The organism is Herbaspirillum sp. NPDC101397, assembly GCF_044767325.1.
Taxonomy (GTDB): Bacteria; Pseudomonadota; Gammaproteobacteria; order Burkholderiales; family Burkholderiaceae_D; genus Herbaspirillum.
The window spans coordinates 405879-422669 of sequence record NZ_JBIWNS010000006.1; the positions used below are offsets into that span (position 1 = coordinate 405879).

13 protein-coding genes are annotated in these 16791 nt (G+C 61.0%); 1 reads left to right on the forward strand and 12 read right to left on the reverse strand.

The genetic code is table 11. The annotated features are described in order from the left end of the window. Window positions 1-11: 11 nt before the first annotated feature. The 3 genes from ACIROW_RS17020 to ACIROW_RS17030 all read right to left on the reverse strand — a co-directional run bounded on the left by ACIROW_RS17020 (window position 12) and on the right by ACIROW_RS17030 (window position 3620). Entirely contained in the window at window positions 12-1376 is a 1365-nt protein-coding gene (locus ACIROW_RS17020; RefSeq protein WP_402277619.1) for an MFS transporter, read from the reverse strand. 244 nt (window positions 1377-1620) lie between these two features. Next, window positions 1621-2430: an IclR family transcriptional regulator gene (locus tag ACIROW_RS17025; protein WP_116434608.1), complete on the reverse strand. Its 810-nt coding sequence runs from the start codon at window positions 2428-2430 to the stop codon at window positions 1621-1623. 239 nt (window positions 2431-2669) lie between these two features. After that, window positions 2670-3620, reverse strand: coding sequence for a GlxA family transcriptional regulator (locus ACIROW_RS17030; RefSeq protein WP_402277622.1), 951 nt, complete (start codon window positions 3618-3620; stop codon window positions 2670-2672). A gap of 194 nt (window positions 3621-3814) precedes the next feature. Here ACIROW_RS17030 and ACIROW_RS17035 point away from each other — a divergent pair, with 194 nt between their 5' ends. Further along, window positions 3815-4501 carry a DJ-1/PfpI family protein gene (locus ACIROW_RS17035; protein ID WP_402277710.1) on the forward strand — a complete coding sequence of 229 codons (687 nt, stop codon included), beginning with the start codon at window positions 3815-3817 and terminating at the stop codon, window positions 4499-4501. Between the two features lie 39 nt (window positions 4502-4540). Here the strand turns inward: ACIROW_RS17035 and ACIROW_RS17040 are convergent, their stop codons facing one another. The 9 genes from ACIROW_RS17040 to clsB form a co-directional block, all read right to left on the reverse strand. After that, a complete protein-coding gene (locus ACIROW_RS17040) occupies window positions 4541-5305 on the reverse strand; it encodes an enoyl-CoA hydratase (RefSeq protein WP_402277624.1) in 765 nt (254 codons plus the stop codon). 76 nt (window positions 5306-5381) lie between these two features. Continuing rightward, window positions 5382-6578 (reverse strand): acetyl-CoA C-acyltransferase, encoded by a 1197-nt coding sequence (locus tag ACIROW_RS17045; RefSeq protein ID WP_402277626.1) that lies wholly within the window; start codon window positions 6576-6578, stop codon window positions 5382-5384. Window positions 6579-6622: 44 nt separating this feature from the next. Next, window positions 6623-9010, reverse strand: coding sequence for a 3-hydroxyacyl-CoA dehydrogenase/enoyl-CoA hydratase family protein (locus tag ACIROW_RS17050; protein ID WP_402277628.1), 2388 nt, complete (start codon window positions 9008-9010; stop codon window positions 6623-6625). A gap of 189 nt (window positions 9011-9199) precedes the next feature. Beyond that, window positions 9200-10990, reverse strand: coding sequence for an acyl-CoA dehydrogenase C-terminal domain-containing protein (locus tag ACIROW_RS17055; RefSeq protein ID WP_402277630.1), 1791 nt, complete (start codon window positions 10988-10990; stop codon window positions 9200-9202). A 52-nt stretch (window positions 10991-11042) separates the two neighbouring features. Next, window positions 11043-11747 (reverse strand): TetR/AcrR family transcriptional regulator, encoded by a 705-nt coding sequence (locus tag ACIROW_RS17060; RefSeq protein ID WP_402277631.1) that lies wholly within the window; start codon window positions 11745-11747, stop codon window positions 11043-11045. A gap of 241 nt (window positions 11748-11988) precedes the next feature. Continuing rightward, the gene (locus ACIROW_RS17065) at window positions 11989-12363 is read right to left on the reverse strand and encodes an RNA-binding S4 domain-containing protein (protein ID WP_116436906.1); all 375 of its coding nucleotides are present in this window, start codon (window positions 12361-12363) and stop codon (window positions 11989-11991) included. 140 nt (window positions 12364-12503) lie between these two features. After that, complete coding sequence (locus ACIROW_RS17070; RefSeq protein WP_402277633.1) at window positions 12504-13679, reverse strand: acetyl-CoA C-acetyltransferase; 1176 nt, start codon at window positions 13677-13679, stop codon at window positions 12504-12506. Between the two features lie 231 nt (window positions 13680-13910). Beyond that, window positions 13911-15359: a catalase gene (locus tag ACIROW_RS17075; protein WP_402277635.1), complete on the reverse strand. Its 1449-nt coding sequence runs from the start codon at window positions 15357-15359 to the stop codon at window positions 13911-13913. A 230-nt stretch (window positions 15360-15589) separates the two neighbouring features. Beyond that, the gene (gene clsB, locus ACIROW_RS17080; protein WP_402277636.1) at window positions 15590-16750 is read right to left on the reverse strand and encodes a cardiolipin synthase ClsB; all 1161 of its coding nucleotides are present in this window, start codon (window positions 16748-16750) and stop codon (window positions 15590-15592) included. Between the last annotated feature and the right edge of the window lie 41 nt (window positions 16751-16791).

Below are 16791 nucleotides of genomic sequence, written 5' to 3' on the forward strand. Positions count from 1 at the left end.
TGATGAATGCCTTACACCGTTGCCCGCTTGGCGCCATCGGGATAGGCCTGCACGCCGCCGAGATCGGAGTCGATGCGGTTCATGTCGTTGCCGGCGGTCTCGGGACCGATGGCGATCATGATGAAGGACACGATATTGAGCACCGCCACCAGCGCCACCAGGCCCCACGGCGAACCGTTGCCCAGCTTGACCAGCCAGGTCGCCACCACCGGCGCAGGGCCGCCGGCGAACAGGCTGGCGCCGGTGAAGGCCAGCGCCGAACCGGTGTAGCGCACATTGGTCGGGAATGCTTCAGCGAAGGCGACCGGCTGGATGCCTGTCTGCACCTGGGTAAAGCACATGAACAAACCCATGGCGATCGCCATCACGGCGAAGTTGCGCGTCTCCATCGCCGGGAAATAGGCCAGCATGATGACGAAGGTTGCGGCGGAAGCGATCATCAGTGCGCGCTTGCGGCCGATCCTGTCGCTGACGCGGCCGCCCACGATGGAGCCGACGATGGCGCAGGCATTGGCGATCATCAGCAGCTTGAAGCCGGTCTGCTTGGGCACGCCCAGGTTGTTGGTCAGGTAGCTCAGCGTGAACACTACGGCCAGGTAGAACAGCGCGGTCGGGCCGCAGAAGAACAGCATCATGCGCAGGATGGTTTTCCAGTGCAGGCGGAAGGCGTCGCGCAGCGGCCGGCCCTGGGTGGAGACGCCGGATTTCTTCAGCTCGACGAAGGCCGGCGTTTCGTTCACCTTGAGGCGGATGTAGAGTCCGACGATCACCAGGACAAAGCTGGCGACAAACGGAATGCGCCAGCCGTAGCTTTCGAAAGCCTCCGCACTCATCAGTCCCGCCAGCCCCAGCAACACCCCGTTCGCCAATATCTGGCTGAGCGGCGCACACATGCCGATCAGGCCCGAGTAGCGTCCGCGCAGTGCGGCCGGTGCATGTTCCAGCGCCATCAACTGGCCGCCGGTCGATTCGCCACCGAGCGCGAAGCCTTGCAGGATGCGCAGGATCACCAGCAGGATCGGCGCCCAGACGCCGATTTGCGCGTAGGTCGGCAGCAAGCCCATCAGCACCGAGGTAATGCCCATCGCCGACACCGTTCCCAGCATCAGATTGCGACGGCCGATCTTGTCGCCGAAGTAGCCGCAGATGATCGCGCCCAGGGGACGCGCCGCGAGGCCGACGCTGAAGGTCGCCAGCGATGCCAGCAACGCCGAGGTCGGTTCCAGCGCAGGGAAGAACAGCTTGGGAAGTATGGTGGCCGCGACCGCACCGTACAGCGTGAAGTCGAACCATTCCAGGGCGGTGCCCATGGTGGCGGCCGTTACCGCCCGATTGGCCATGGCATTGCCGTCATGTTGATGCGATGAACTGCTCATCTCAGTCTCCTTGTTGATTATTATGAGCGACTAACAAAACGCCGCCGGCGGCGTTGCTTCTCCTAGCCGTACTTTCGTACTGTCTTCGTCGGCGCGCCTGCCATCGACGTTTTGTTAGTCGCTCTTGGTGGTTTTAGATAGCTGCTTTTTTTGCGCGCAAACACTTCCCCGCCGGCGCGCAGCAACGAGCCGGTTGGCGTTGAATCAGTTGTTCAGTTTCGCCTGCCGGCGATGGTGTTAATTCTTATGAGGCAGGCTCGGTCTGCCGTGAATTCAGTGCGCGCCGGAACATCGGCGACACGCTGCTGGCTTCCGACAACTCCTGTGCAGTGGACTGCAGAACGGGAGCAAGTTCTTCCATCTTTTCTTCCGACAATCTCGACATCGGTCCGGCAATGATCAGCACGGCGCGCACTTCCTGCGCAGGCCCGTAGACCGGCGTCGCCATCGAGCTCATCGCGGGCAGGAACATGTCCTGCGTGGTGGCGAACTTGCGGCTACGGGCCAGTTCGACCATCGGCATCAATGCCTTGAAGGTGGTCGGCGCACGCGGCCCGAATTCCGCCGGCGTACCGAAGCCCTGCCGCGACACCAGCGCCATGGCTTCTTCCTCGGTCTTGGTCGACATCCAGACGATGCCGGCGGCGCTGACCGACAAGGTCACCGGACGCCCCATCTCCGGGTCATACACGATGCCTTGGCGGGCGCCTTGCGCCTTGGCGACGTAGATCAGCTGATCGTCTTCCACCAGCGCCAGCCGGACCAGCTCGCCGCATTGTCCGGCCAGGCGTTCGAGGATGGGCTGGGCGATATCGGCGATGCCGGCCGCACTCAGAAAGCGCAGGCCGAGCGCAGGCATCTTCATCGTCAGCAGGAATTCGCCGCGCCGTTCGTCCTTGCGCACATAGCCCTGCTCGATCAGATCCGCGAGCAGGCGATGGGTCGCGCTCAGGGGCAATCCCAGTTCGTTGACCAGTTCGGAAAGGGTCCTGCCTTCAGGGGCGATGGCGAGTTCCTCAAGGACCCGGAAACTGCGTTGCAATACTGCTGTCATGGACGTCTCCATACCAAGATGGCGACCTCAAAAAATTCGAGGCCTATTGGATGGAAATCATTTTATGGAAACTTCTTCCATTTTGCAAACACTTTCCAATTTTGCTAAAACTGGGTGGTATTTGTCCGACGAGAACAGGAGCGGCATGCGCGACAACGTCCGCGGCATGGCGCCGGGTCAGTCGTCAAGACGCCAGGGGGAAAAGAAGATGAGCCTATCCAGCGGCACCACCTGCATGGCTAAAATCGTTCGCGCATTTCTTTCGGCGAGAGTCCGAACTGGCGAACAATGGCGTCGCGCATCGCATCTTCCGAGTCGAAGCCTGCTTTGGCGGCAATCTGCTTCATGCGCATATCGGTGGTAAGCAGGTAAGTTCGCGCCAGTTCGGTACGGATCTTTTCCAAGGCCTTGGAGGGGGTCGTTCCTGTGCCTTCCTTGAATTGCCGATGAAACGAACGCAGAGACTGACCTGCGATTGAGGCCATGTGTTCAACCGTCCACGCCAATTCCGGCTTGCTGATCATCTGCTGAAGCAAGTCGGCATACGGAGTTCCCGATGCTTCCTGCAGAGACAAGGGTTCGCTGTACTGATTCTGCCCGCCCGGCCTGCGCAGATACACCACCAGTCGCCGCGCGACTTTCGCAGCGAGAGTGGCGTCATGGTCTTCCTGGATCAACGCCAGGGTCAGATCGATTCCCGCAGTCACGCCGGCCGAAGTCCAGACTTGCCCGTCTTTCAGAAAAAGTGAATCGGGCTGCACCTGCACCTCGGGAAACTCGCTGGACAGACGATCGCAGGAACGCCAATGCGTGACAGCACGTCGGTTCGTCAGCATGCCTGTCTGCGCCAACAAGAAGGCGCCGGTGCAAATGGAACATATCCGCCTGGAGCGCTCGCACAATCGACGCAAGGCATTCTTGAATTCCGGATTTTTCTGGACTGCATCATGCACGCCCGGGCCGCCGGGGATCAGCAGGGTGTCGATATTCTCAACGAGATCGACCGATTCCGCGTTGATCGAGAATCCCGAAGCCGTCTGGATTTTTCCGGCAGTGAATGACCGCACGCTGACCAGGTATTGCGGTGATGCGCCCTCTTCATTCGCGGTGATCAACGCCTGCGCCGGGCCGGAAAAATCAATCGGCTGCACACCGTCGAAAACGAGAATGACGACTTGTCGCGCTGGCATTTTTGGACTGCTATTTGGCATAAATTCCCCTGCTCCATTGCGCATAATCCATCTCAGGGTATACGACAAATTTCGGGGAGGTCAACATGGATCAAAAACGCAGAACGATCTTGCAGGCAAGCGGTGTAGCCAGTGTATTGCTGGCATCGGCGGCGACCAGGTCACTGGCCCAGGGCGCTTCAAAAGACAGGCCCATGCACGTCAATATCATCGCCGTTCCCGACATGGTGCAGTTGGACATCACCGGCCCCTATGAGGTGCTGGCGCGCACACCCGGATGGACCGTCGACCTGGTGGCCGCTACGCCGGAGGCGGTACGCACGGATCGCGGATTGCGACTGTTGCCCAACGTCACGCGAGCGACCGCCAAGCCGTCGAACATCCTGGTCATACCCGGTGGCACCGGCATCGATACAGCGATGCTGGACCCGGAATGGGTAGCGTATGTGCGCAGGGAAAGCGCCAGATGCGACTATGTATTCGGCGTCTGCACCGGCTCTTTATTGCTTGGCGCGGCGGGGGTTTTGAAAGGAAAACGCGCCGGCGGCCACTGGCAAGCACGCGACATGTTGACGCAGTTCGGCGCCACAGTTTCAAATGACCGGATGACGCGCGATGGAAATATTTACACCTCCGGCGGTGTGACCTCCGGCATCGACATGGCGCTGCGCGTCGTGGCCGATATTGCCGGCCTCGAGACCGCGCAAAAAATCCAGCTGGCGATGGAATACGATCCGGCGCCGCCGTTTGCCGGCGGTACGCCCTACACATCGCCGCCGGAGATTGTGGCAGCGGTGCTCAAGGACTCGGGCAAACGTCGGGCGCTGCGGGAATCCATGGTGGCAGAAGCTGCTCAAAGGCTCAATCGCGCCGGTGGTTGATGCCGGCGTTCTTGCCTTCACCGCATGCATTGACCGGACTCAGGCGAACTTGCTGAAATCCGGCCGACGCTTCTCGAAGAATGCCGTGAAGGCTTCCTTGGCTTCCGGCGCCGTCAGCATTTTTGCGAAGTGTTCAATCTCCGCCGCCATCTGCGCCTCGGTGGCGGCGACGCGATTCTTCTTCATCAGTTGTTTGGTGACTCGCACCGAGCTGGCAGGCAATGCGGCCAGCTTGGCCGCCTGCTTTTGGGCGAACGGCAGCAACTCTTCCGCCGTCAGCACGCGATTGACGATGCCCATGGCGTGCGCCTCGGCAGCGTCGAAGGCTTCTCCCAGCAGCAGCTTTTCGGCGGCGCGCTGGTAGCCGGCGATATGCGGCAGCAGCAGCGACGAAGCGGCTTCCGGGCACAACCCCAGTTGCGTGAACGGCATCGAGAACTTGGCGTTGTCGGCGGCGTAGACCAGATCGCAATGCAGCAGCAAGGTAGTGCCGATGCCGACCGCGGCGCCGGACACGGCGGCGACGATGGGCTTGCCGACGTGGCTGATCTCCCACAGGAACTGGAACACCGGCGCGTCCTTGCTGCTGGGCGGATTCTTGAGGAAGTCTTCGAGGTCGTTGCCGGCGGTGAAGATCTGCGGCTTGCCGGTGAACAGGATGGCGCGCACCGCGTTGTCGGTTTCGGCGTCCTTGAGAGCGTCGGCCAGCTGCTGGTACATCGCGGCGGTAATGGCGTTCTTCTTTTCTTCGCGGTTGAAGGCGATGGTCAGGACGCCGTTGCTTTTGGTGAGTTCGATTTCCATATGTCTCCGATAAAAAAAGCCGCACGGCCAATGACTGTGCGGCTTGATTCCTAAGCTTTGTCGTTTTGGTTCTGGCTTACATGCGTTCGAAAATGCCGGCGGCACCCATGCCCGTACCGACACACATGGTGACCATGCCGTACTTCAGGTTCTTGCGACGCATCGCGTGGATGGTCGTCGCCGCACGGATCGCACCGGTCGCGCCGAGCGGATGGCCGAGTGCAATCGCGCCGCCCATCGGGTTGACCTTGGACGGATCCAGGCCCAGATCCTGAATGACTGCGAGTGCTTGCGCTGCGAAAGCTTCGTTCAGTTCGATCCAGTCCAGCTGGTCCTGGGTGATGCCGGCCGCACGCAGGGCGACGGGGATGGCTTCCTTCGGACCGATGCCCATGATTTCCGGCGGTACGCCGCGCACGGCGAACGAGGCGAAACGCGCCAGCGGGGTCAGGTTGAATTGCTTGAGGATCTTTTCGCTGACCAGGATCAGGGCGCCGGCGCCGTCCGACGTCTGCGAGCTGTTGCCGGCGGTGACGCTGCCCTTGGCGGCGAACACCGGCTTCAGTTTTGCCAGCGCTTCGATGCTGCTGTCGGCGCGCGCGCCTTCGTCCTTGTTGACGGTGCGGGTCTTGATGTCGATTTGACCGGTCGCCAGGTTGGGGAAGCGCTCGATGATATCGACCGACGTGGTCTCATCATTGAATTCGCCTGCCAGCTGCGCCGCAATCGCTTTCTGGTGCGAAGCCAGCGAGAAGGCGTCCTGCGCTTCGCGCGAGACCTTCCATTGCTGGGCGACTTTTTCCGCGGTCAGGCCCATGCCGTAGGCCATGCCGATGTTTTCGTCCTTGAATGCGCCCATGTTGACCGAGGGATGGAAACCCATCATCGGCACCATCGACATCGACTCGGCACCGCCGGCGATCATGACGTCGGCCTGGCCGACGCGGATGCGGTCAGCGGCCATGGCAATCGCGGTCACGCCGGATGCGCAATAACGGTTGATGGTGACGCCGCCGATGGTGTTCGGCAAGCCGGCCAGCAGCACGGCGTTGCGCGCCATGTTGAGGCCTTGCGCGCCTTCAGGGAAGGAACAGCCGATGATGGCGTCTTCGATCAGTTTCGGGTCCAGGCCCGGGACTTGCGCGATCGCGGATTGGATCACGCGCACCAGCAGGTCGTCCGGGCGCACGTTCTTGAACATGCCGCGCGGCGCTTTGCCGATCGGGGTGCGCGTCGCAGCGACGATGTAGGCGTCTTGAAGTTGTTTGGTCATTTATGGCTCCTGATTTTTTACGTGGCTCGATGCATTGACGAAAATTAATTCCGAACAGGTTTGCCTGTTTGCATCATTCCCATGATTCGCTCTTGCGTCTTCGGATGGTTCAGCAGTTCCATGAACGCCTTGCGTTCCAGGTCCAGCAACCATTGCTCGTTGACCACGCTGCCCTCTTCGACTTCGCCGCCGCTGACGATCTCGGCGATCATCTGGCCCAGCTTGAAGTCATGGGCGGAGATGAAGCCGCCGTCGCGCATGTTGACCAGTTGCGCCATGATGGTGCCGACGCCGTAGCGACCGACCACCGGCACTTGCGGCGCCAGCGCCGGACGATAGCCGGAGTCGAACATCGCGCGCGCTTCGACCTTGGCGACGTGCAGCAATTCGTAAGGGTTGAAGACGATCACGTCATCCGCCTTGAGGTAGCCGAGCTTGCGTGCTTCCAGCGCCGACTTGGAGACGTTGGCAGTGGCCGCGGCCAGCATGTAGTCCTTGAGGAATTGCAGGATGTCGTTGCCCTTGGCTTCCTTGGCGGCGCGCACGGCCGCTTCTTTCAGACCACCGCCGGCCGGGATCAGCCCGACGCCGACTTCCACCAGGCCGATGTAGGACTCGATCGAGGCCACGCGCTTGGCGGTGTGCAGCAGCAGTTCGCAACCGCCGCCCAGCGCCAGGCCGGCAACCGCGGCAATGACCGGGACGTTGGCGTACTTGAGGCGCTGGTGTGCCTGTTGCAGATGATGCACGACCGGCTCGATGGCCTTGACGCCGCCCGACATGAACAGCGGCAGCATCGATTGCAGGTCGGCGCCGGCCGAGAACGCGCCGCCTTCGGCTGCGTCCGCGTGCCAGATCACCAGGCCCTTGAAGTTTTTCTCGGCTTCGTCGATGGCTTTGTTCATGCCGTCGATGACGCCCTGGCCGATGACGTGCATCTTGGTCTTGAAGGACAGGATCAGGACGTCGTCGTTCTGATGCCAGATGCGTACCGATTCGTCTTCGAAGAAGGTGGTGCCGGCGGTCTTGCCGTCGGCTGCGCCTTCGCCGACCAGCGGCGCACGGAACGCCTGGCGCTGGTACACCGGCAGTTCGGAACGGGCGACGTTGGCTTTCTTCGATGGCGAGTACGAACCTTGCGCGCTGTGCACGCCGTCACGGCCGTCGAATACCCAGGCCGGCAGCGGTGCTGTCGACAGCGCCTTGCCGGCCTCGATGTCTTCCTTGATCCAGGTGGCGACTTGCTGCCAGCCGGACGCCTGCCATGTCTCGAACGGCCCGACGCTCCAGCCGAAGCCCCAGCGCATGGCGAAGTCGAGGTCGCGCGCGTTGTCGGCGACGGTTTCCAGATGCACGGCAATGTAATGGAAGGCGTCGCGGAAGATCGCCCACAGGAACTGGCCTTGCGGATTGGTCGAATCGTGCAGCGCCTTCATGCGCTTGACCGGATCCTTTTCTTTCAGGATGCGCGCGATGATGTCGTCGGCCTTGCCGCCGCCCGGGACGTAGTCGCCCTTGGCCGGATCGATGCGCAGGATGTCCTTGCCGACCTTCTTGTAGAAACCGGCGCCGCTCTTCTGGCCCAGCGCGCCCTGCTCGACCAGCTTGGCCAGCAACGGCGGCGTGGCGTAGCTGCTGAAGAATGGATCGTCCTTCAGATTGTCCTGCATGGTCTTGATGACGTGACCCATGGTGTCCAGACCGACCACGTCCGCCGTGCGGAAGGTGCCCGACTTGGCGCGGCCCAGCTTGGCGCCGGTCAGGTCATCGACGACGTCGACCGACAGGCCGTATTTTTCCGCTTCGATGGCGGTGGCCAGGATGCCGAACACGCCGACGCGGTTCGCCACGAAGTTGGGCGTATCGAATGCGCGCACGACGCCCTTGCCCAGCGTGGTGGTCAGGAAGGCTTCGAGCTGGTTGAGGATTTCCGGATTGGTGGTCGCGGTCGGGATCAGTTCGACCAGATGCATGTAGCGCGGCGGGTTGAAGAAGTGCACGCCGCAGAAGCGCGCTTTCAGTTCAGCGTCGAAGCCGTCCGACAGCGCAGTAATCGACAGGCCGGACGTGTTGGAGGCGAAGATGGCGTTCGGCGCGATGTGCGGCGCGACCTTCTTGTACAGGTCGTGCTTCCAGTCCATGCGCTCGGCGATGGCTTCGATGATCAGGTCGCAACCCTTGAGCAGCTCGATGTCGTCTTCGTAGTTGGCGACCTGGATCAGCGATGCGTCTTCCTTGTTGCCCAAGGGCGCGGGGCTGAGTTTCTTCAGGTTTTCAATGGCGCGCTGGACGATGCCGTTCTTTGGACCTTCCTTGGCCGGCAGGTCGAACAGCACGACCGGCACTTTGGCGTTGATGCAGTGCGCTGCGATCTGGGCGCCCATCACACCCGCGCCGAGAACGGCTACTTTTTTGACGATGAAGTTGGACACGCGTGTCTCCTTTTAATGATGCAGAAATGAGGTCTGGCTGATCAGGAAGCAGGTCACAAAAACCGGACGGTCTGCGACACTCTACGCCTTCCCGCAATTTTTTACAGCATGCTGTGCTGTGATGACACTGGCGTGACGGCGAGGTTCGAAAACTTGCCGGCCGTCACGCTTGCAGCCTGATGAAGATGCTTAGAACAGATCGGCGTCCAGCGCCATCAGGTTGGACGAACCCGAACGCGCCTGACGGATCAGGGTCGCGGTTTCAGGCAGCAGGCGGGCGAAGTAGAAGCGTGCCGTGGCCAGTTTGGACTTGTAGAAGTTGTCGCCGGAATCCTGCTTTTCCAGCGCGATCTTGGCCATTTGCGCGAAGAAGTAGGCGTAGACCATGTGGCCCACGACGCGCAGGTAAGGCACGGCGGCGGCGCCGACTTCGTCCGGATTCTGGAAAGCCTTCATGCCGATTTCCATGGTCAGCTTGGACACCTTGTCGCCGATGTCGGCCAGCGGCGAAATGAACTCGGACATCGCTTCGTCGGTGCCGTTGTCTTCGATGAAAGCCTGCACTTGCGCGCCGAATTTTTTCAGTTTTGCGCCGTTGTCCATCAGGATCTTGCGGCCCAGCAAATCCAGCGACTGGATGGTGTTGGTGCCTTCATAGATCATGTTGATGCGGGCGTCGCGCACGTATTGCTCCATGCCCCATTCGGAGATGTAGCCGTGGCCGCCGTAGACTTGCAGACACTCGGAAGTGGCGATCCAGGCGTTGTCGGTGATGAAGGCCTTGACGATCGGCGTCAGCAGCGCGACCTGGTCGGCGGCTTCCTTGCGCACTTCTTCATCCGGGTGATTCAACTCTTTGTCCAGTTGCAGCGCGACATAGGAGCAGAATGCGCGGCCGCCTTCGGCATAGGCCTTGGCGGTCAGCAGCATGCGGCGCACGTCGGGGTGCACGATGATCGGATCGGCGGCCTTGTCCGGCGCCTTGACGCCCGACAGGCTGCGCATCTGGATGCGGTCCTTGGCGTAGACCAGCGCGTTCTGATACGCGACTTCGGTCAGGCCGAGGCCTTGCATGCCGACGCCCAGACGGGCTGCGTTCATGAATACGAACATCGCGTTCAAACCCTTGTGCGGGCCGCCGATCAGCCAGCCGACTGCGCCGTCCAGGTTCATCTGGCAGGTGGCATTACCGTGGATGCCCATCTTTTCTTCAATGGCGCCGCAGGTGATCGGGTTGCGCGAACCCAGCGAACCGTCGGCGTTGGGCATGAATTTCGGCACGATGAACAGCGAGATGCCCTTGGAGCCTTGCGGCGCATCCGGCAGGCGAGCCAGCACCAGATGGACGATGTTGTCGGACATGTCGTGCTCGCCGGCAGAAATAAAGATTTTGCTGCCGGTGATCTTGTAGGAACCGTCGGCTTGCGGCTCGGCCTTCGAGCGCAGCATGCCAAGGTCGGTGCCGCAGTGCGCTTCGGTCAGGCACATGGTGCCGGTCCATTCGCCGGAGATCAGCTTGGGCAGGTACAGCGCTTTTTGTTCGTCGGAACCGTGCGCGTGGATGCACTCATACGCGCCGTGCGACAGCCCGGGATACATGGTCCAGGCCTGGTTGGACGAGTTCAGCATTTCGTAGAACGAGTTGTTCATCACCAGCGGCAGGCCCTGGCCGCCAAAATCGGGATCACAGGACAATGCCGCCCAGCCGGCTTCGACGTATTGCTTGTAGGCTTCCTTGTAACCCTTGGGCGGGGTGACGGTCTTGGTGTCCTTGTTGTAGGTGCAGCCTTCACGGTCGCCCGAATGGTTCAACGGGAACAGCACCTGCGAGGTGAACTTGCCGCCCTCTTCCAGCACCTGGTCGATCAGTTCGCGGTTGGTGTCGGCGTGCGCCGGCAAGGTCTTGAGGACGTCTTCCACCTTGAGCAACTCGTGCAGAACGAATTGCATGTCACGAAGGGGGGCGTTGTATTGGGGCATGGTGGTCTCCGGCGGAACTGATTGGAATAATTCTGATTGAATTGAAGCTGCTTCAAGCTGCTTTTTTAGCAGCCGGTTTTGTGGTTTTGCTGCTGGCGGTCTTGGCAGACGCCGAAATCTGCGGCACTTGCGGGTTGCGATAGCTGTCGATGAGGCGATCGAAACCAGCCTGCGCGCGTTCGACGCTGCCCGGGATCTTGAGGAAGCGCGCGTCGTGATGCAGCGCCAGGATCAGGCCGTAGATTTCGTAGACCATTTGCTCGACGTTGATGTCGTCGCGCAGGTGGCCCATTTCCATCGATTGGTTGATGCAGCGGTGCAGCGCGTCGCGCCATGCCTGCACCATTGCCACCAGGTGGTCGCGGATGGCGCCGGGACGGTCGTCATATTCGACCGCGCCGCTGATGTAGATGCAACCGAGCGCGATTTCCACGCTGACCAGCTTGACCCAGCGCGCGAACATGCCTTGCAGGCGCTGCAGGCCGCGCGGCTCCTTGATGCTGGGATAGAAAACTTCCTGTTCGAAGCGATGGTGGTACAGGCGCACGACTTCGATCTGCAGGTCTTCCCGCGAGCCGAAATGGGCGAACACGCCGGATTTGCTCATCTTCATTTTTTCGGCGAGCAAACCGATGGTGAGGCCTTCCAGGCCGTCGCGGCTGGACAACTCCAAGGCCATGTCAAGAATTGCGGCGCGCGTGAGCTCGCCCTTGCGCATGAACTTCGGCCGTGTCACGGATGATGATGTCTCAATCATTGCTGTATCTCGAAAAACGCCACGTGTGGGTCTGCTGCACCGGTGTTTATTGTTGTCTTCGGCCTACCTGGGCAGCGCAGAATTTTTTATGCGAACGGTCGTACTATTATTCATTGCATGACAAATGTCAAACGAAAAGTGAGGGCGTCATCAAATTGCGGCGAGGGAGGCATTGAAGCCACACCGCCGGTAGCGCTTGCGGGAGGGAAAGATCGCGATTCGTCGCGTAGAAAAAGGGGATTCAGGACGAGGACTGATCGAGCAAACGCCGGTCGCGCTTGGTCGGGCGGCCTTTGAGCGTGGCCGTCGGTTCCTTGAAGAAATGGTGCTGCTCGGCAAGCAGTCGGCGCTTTTCGACGCTGGCGGCGGTTTCGCCGTACAGGCCCTGCGCCACGGCGGCCGAACCGCGCTTGTCGGAGATGCCGCAGACCTGCACTTCCCATTCGGTGGCGCCATTGTCGATCTGCAGCATGTCGCCGGTCTTGAGGTTATGCGAAGGCTTGGTGCGTTCGCCGCGCAGCTTCACCTTGCCGCGCTCGACGGCGTCGGTGGCCAGCGAACGCGTCTTGAAGAAGCGCGCCGCCCAGAGCCATTTGTCGATGCGGGTGGTGTCCATGTCGGTTCAGACTCAGCTCAGATTCAATGTAGATTCAATTCGGGTCAAAATGAAAATGCCGGCCTTGGGAGTTTCCGCAAGGCCGGCATTTTTGCTGCGTTATTGCTCAGCGCGCCGGGTCGTAGCCCGGCAAGACAACCTCAACGCTCAACCGCCAACGCCACGCCCATGCCGCCGCCGATACACAAGCTGGCCAGGCCGCGCTTGGCGTCGCGGCGAATCATTTCGTGCAGCAGCGTGACCAGCACGCGGCAGCCTGAGGCGCCGATCGGGTGACCGATCGCAATCGCGCCGCCGTTGACGTTGATCTTGCTGGTGTCCCAACCCATTTGCTTGTTGACCGCGATCGCCTGTGCCGCGAAGGCTTCGTTGATTTCCATCAGGTCGAGGTCTTGCGGGCTCCAGCCGGCTTTCTTCAGCGTCAGTTGCGACGCCGGCACCGGGCCCATGCCCATGATGCTTGGATCGAGGCCGGCCGAGGAATACGACTTGATCTTGGCCAGCACCGGCAGGCCGAGTTCAGCCGCCAGTTTGGCCGACATCAGGACTACGGCGGCAGCGCCGTCATTGATGCCCGACGCGTTGCCGGCGGTGACGGTGCCTTCCTTGTCGAACGCAGGACGCAGCGCGCCCAGCGCTTCGGCGGTGACGCCCGACTTGACGAATTCGTCGGTGTCGAAAACGATGGTTTCCTTCTTGTTCTTGATTTCGATCGGGACGATTTCATCCTTGAACTTGCCGGCCTTTTGCGCGGCTTCGGCCTTGTTCTGCGAAGCGGCGGCGAACTCGTCCTGCTCCTTGCGCGAAATGTCGTATTTCTTGGCGACGTTTTCAGCGGTGATGCCCATGTGGTACTGGTTGTAGACGTCCCACAGGCCGTCGACGATCATGGTGTCGGTCAGCTTGGCGTCGCCCATGCGGAAACCGTCGCGCGAGTTGTTCAGCACGTGCGGCGAGGCGCTCATGTTTTCCTGGCCGCCGGCAATCACGATCTGCGCGTCGCCGCACTTGATCGCCTGGGCCGCCAGCTGCACGGCCTTGAGGCCGCTGCCGCAGACCTTGCCGACCACGAAGGCCGGGACCATGTCGGGCAAGCCCGAGCGGATCACCGCCTGGCGCGCCGGGTTTTGGCCGACGCCGGCTGTCAGCACCTGGCCGAGGATGACTTCGCTGATGCTTTCCGGCTTGATGCCGGTCTTTGCCAGCAAGGCCTTGATGACTTGCGCGCCGAGATCCGAGGCGGCGATTTTCGACAAGGAACCGCCGAATTTACCGACCGCTGTTCTCTGTGCTGCAACAATAACGACGTCATCCATGTTTCACTCCTTTTGTTGAATTACCGAAGTCTTTCCGGGGGTGGACTGACTTGCTTGTTGAAATCCGGGATGTCCATCTTAGTCCATTTCAGGGGCAATGGCGATACGGTGGATTTTCGGTATGAACGTCGCAAATATTCAAATTTATTTGTCTATAAAAAACGCCGCCGTCCTTGCGGAACAGCGGCGTTTTTCGATGCCGGAACTACCTTCCGGCGAGTATGCCCTGCCTTACTTGCTGCCGGCCTTGAGCGCCGCAATTGCCTTCGCTACACCGGCACCGTAGGCAGGATCGGCCTTGGTGCAGTTGTCGATATGGCGTTGCACGACCGGCTCCGAGGCGCCGTTGATGGCGCGTGCGGTGTTCTCGAACAGGACCTGCTGCTGGGCCGGCGTCATCAGCTGGAACAAGGCGCGCGGCTGTGAGTAGTAGTCCTCGTCGACGCGATGGTTCCAGTGATCGGCGGCGCCTTCGAGGGCCAGCGGCGGCTCGCGGAAATCCGGCTGCTCCTGCCATTGGCCGTAGCTGTTCGGCTCGTAGCCCAGGGTCGCGCCGTGGTTGCCGTCGACGCGCATGGCGCCGTCGCGGTGCGACGTATGGACCGGGCAACGCGCCGCATTGACCGGGATCTGGTAATGGTTCACGCCGAGACGGTAACGGTGCGCGTCGCCGTACGAGAACAGGCGGCCTTGCAGCATCTTGTCCGGCGAGAAGCCCACGCCCGGGACCACGTTGGCCGGCGAGAAAGCAGCCTGCTCGACTTCGGCGAAGTAGTTTTCCGGATTGCGGTTGAGTTCCAGCACGCCGACTTCGATTTCAGGATAGTCCTTGTGCGGCCACACCTTGGTCAGGTCGAACGGATTGAGGTGATAAGAACCGGCTTCCTTCTCGGGCATGATCTGCACGAACAGTTTCCAGCGCGGGAAGTCCTTGTTCTCAATCGCGTCGAACAGGTCGCGCTGCGAGCTTTCGCGGTCGCGGCCGACCAGCTCGGTGGCTTCGGCGTCGGTCAGGTTTTGGATGCCCTGCTGGGTCTTGAAGGCGAACTTGACCCAGAAGCGCTCATTGGCGGCGTTGATGAAGCTGAAAGTGTGGCTGCCGAAACCGTGCATGTGGCGATACGAGCGCGGCAGGCCGCGGTCGCTCATGACGATGGTGACCTGGTGCAGCGCTTCCGGCAGCAGCGTCCAGTAATCCCAGTTGTTGTTGGCGCTGCGCAAGTTGGTTTTGGGGTCGCGCTTGACGGCGCGGTTCAGGTCCGGGAATTTGTGCGGATCGCGCATGAAGAACACCGGCGTATTGTTGCCCACCAGGTCCCAGTTGCCTTGCTCGGTATAGAACTTGATGGCGAAGCCGCGGATGTCGCGCTCGGCATCGGCCGCGCCGCGTTCGCCCGCAACGGTCGAGAAGCGCAGGAACAGGTCGGTTTTCTTGCCGACTTCGGAGAAGATCCTGGCCTTGGTGTATTTGGTGATGTCGTGCGTCACGGTAAAGGTACCGTAGGCGGCCGAACCCTTGGCGTGCATGCGTCGCTCGGGAATGACTTCGCGGTCGAAATGCGCCAGCTTTTCGAGGAACCAGACGTCTTGCAGCAGAGCCGGACCGCGCGGGCCTGCAGTTTGGATGTTGTTGTTGTCGGCAACCGGGGCGCCGGCGGAGGTGGTTAACTTGTTGCTCATGTCACATCCCTTTAAAAAACTAGGTTAGAAGACCCGCATCTGTGCCTGCATGATGGCGGTGCTGCATGAACTTTAATTAAATTTATTGATATTGAGAAATTGATTGTCTTTATTGATGGGATAGGCATTCCATTCAGGCCGGCAACATCGCGCATCTGCTCGCATGCGCCTGCAAAAATGAAAGTGCATTATGACCCAGCCTTGTGTAAAGGCAATGACATGCAGGAGCGCTAAGCGTCCTGTCCCAAGGTAATGATGCGGATGATTCCCCGATACATGAGGAAGGCGGTGCCGTACCAGAGGCGCTTGTACCAAGGCGAATGGAGGAAATCCTGCAACTGCACCAACCTGCCCTCGCGCAGGCCGACTTCGATTTCGTTGCGCAGGGTGGCGGCAAAGTCGACGTCGCTGACGACGACGTTGGCCTCCTGGTTCACGAACAGGCTGAGGCCGTCGTAGTTGCTGGAGCCGACCGTGGCCCATTCGTCGTCGATCACCGCGACCTTGGCGTGCAGCTGGGTCTTGGTGTATTCGACGATGCGCACGCCGGCCTTGAGCAGTTTCGGATAGAAGGAATGCGCCACCGCATCCTGCATATAAAACTGTCCCACGCCGAGCAGCAAAGTCACCTTGACGCCGCGCATGGCGGCTTCTTCCAGCGCGCGGCGCAGCTTGCGGCCGGGCGCAAAATAGGGATTGGCGAGGAACGCCGTTTCGCGGGCACGGCCGAGCGCTTGCAGATAAGCGCGCTGGATGGTGCGGCGATTGCGCAGGTTGTCGCGCACCACCAGCCCGGCCAACGCTTGTCCCGGCTCGGTGCCATGTTGGGTATAGCGCGCCATTTTGAATTTATCCCAGCGCGCGCGCAGCTTCATCTTGCCGGTGCGTATCCACTGGTTTTGCATTTCCTCATGGATCGCCTCGACCAGCGGCCCGTTGATCTGCACCGCGAAATCCCAGCGGGGCGCCGGCAATATTTCGTGGCTGGCGTCGTCGATAAAATCGTCATTGATATTGAGCCCGCCGACAAACGCCCATTTGCGATCCACCACGCATAGTTTCCGATGGCTGCGCGCAACGCCGCGCCGGAACCAGGGATTGAAAGAGCGGTGCTGGATGCCGGCGGCGGTCAGCGTCGCCTTGACCTGCTTGCTGTGGACGCGGCCCGTGCCGACCCAGTCGGTGATGACGCTGACGATGACACCGCGCTTGGCCGCGCGCGCCAGGGCCTCGCGCACCAGGATGCCGGTATCGTCAATGCGGAAAATGTAGGTCTCGAGATAGATCTCGACGTGGGCGTCGTCGATGGCGGCGATCAGCGCTGGAAAGAATTCGGCGCCGCTGCGCAGCAGCACCACATTGTTGTCGCCGCTATAGCTGATTACGCGCATGGCAGGCCCGCGCGATGGCGATAGTCAAGAAAGAGAGCTGG

Bases quoted from the DNA above. Each gene is read 5' to 3' on its own strand.
- ACIROW_RS17020 (WP_402277619.1), bottom strand. From the start codon at position 1,376: ATGAGCAGTTCATCGCATCAACATGACGGCAATGCCATGGCCAATCGG.
- ACIROW_RS17025 (WP_116434608.1), bottom strand. From the start codon at position 2,430: ATGACAGCAGTATTGCAACGCAGTTTCCGGGTCCTTGAGGAACTCGCC.
- ACIROW_RS17030 (WP_402277622.1), bottom strand. From the start codon at position 3,620: ATGCCAGCGCGACAAGTCGTCATTCTCGTTTTCGACGGTGTGCAGCCG.
- ACIROW_RS17035 (WP_402277710.1), top strand. From the start codon at position 3,815: ATGCACGTCAATATCATCGCCGTTCCCGACATGGTGCAGTTGGACATC.
- ACIROW_RS17040 (WP_402277624.1), bottom strand. From the start codon at position 5,305: ATGGAAATCGAACTCACCAAAAGCAACGGCGTCCTGACCATCGCCTTC.
- ACIROW_RS17045 (WP_402277626.1), bottom strand. From the start codon at position 6,578: ATGACCAAACAACTTCAAGACGCCTACATCGTCGCTGCGACGCGCACC.
- ACIROW_RS17055 (WP_402277630.1), bottom strand. From the start codon at position 10,990: ATGCCCCAATACAACGCCCCCCTTCGTGACATGCAATTCGTTCTGCAC.
- ACIROW_RS17060 (WP_402277631.1), bottom strand. From the start codon at position 11,747: ATGATTGAGACATCATCATCCGTGACACGGCCGAAGTTCATGCGCAAG.
- ACIROW_RS17065 (WP_116436906.1), bottom strand. From the start codon at position 12,363: ATGGACACCACCCGCATCGACAAATGGCTCTGGGCGGCGCGCTTCTTC.
- ACIROW_RS17070 (WP_402277633.1), bottom strand. From the start codon at position 13,679: ATGGATGACGTCGTTATTGTTGCAGCACAGAGAACAGCGGTCGGTAAA.
- ACIROW_RS17075 (WP_402277635.1), bottom strand. From the start codon at position 15,359: ATGAGCAACAAGTTAACCACCTCCGCCGGCGCCCCGGTTGCCGACAAC.
- clsB (WP_402277636.1), bottom strand. From the start codon at position 16,750: ATGCGCGTAATCAGCTATAGCGGCGACAACAATGTGGTGCTGCTGCGC.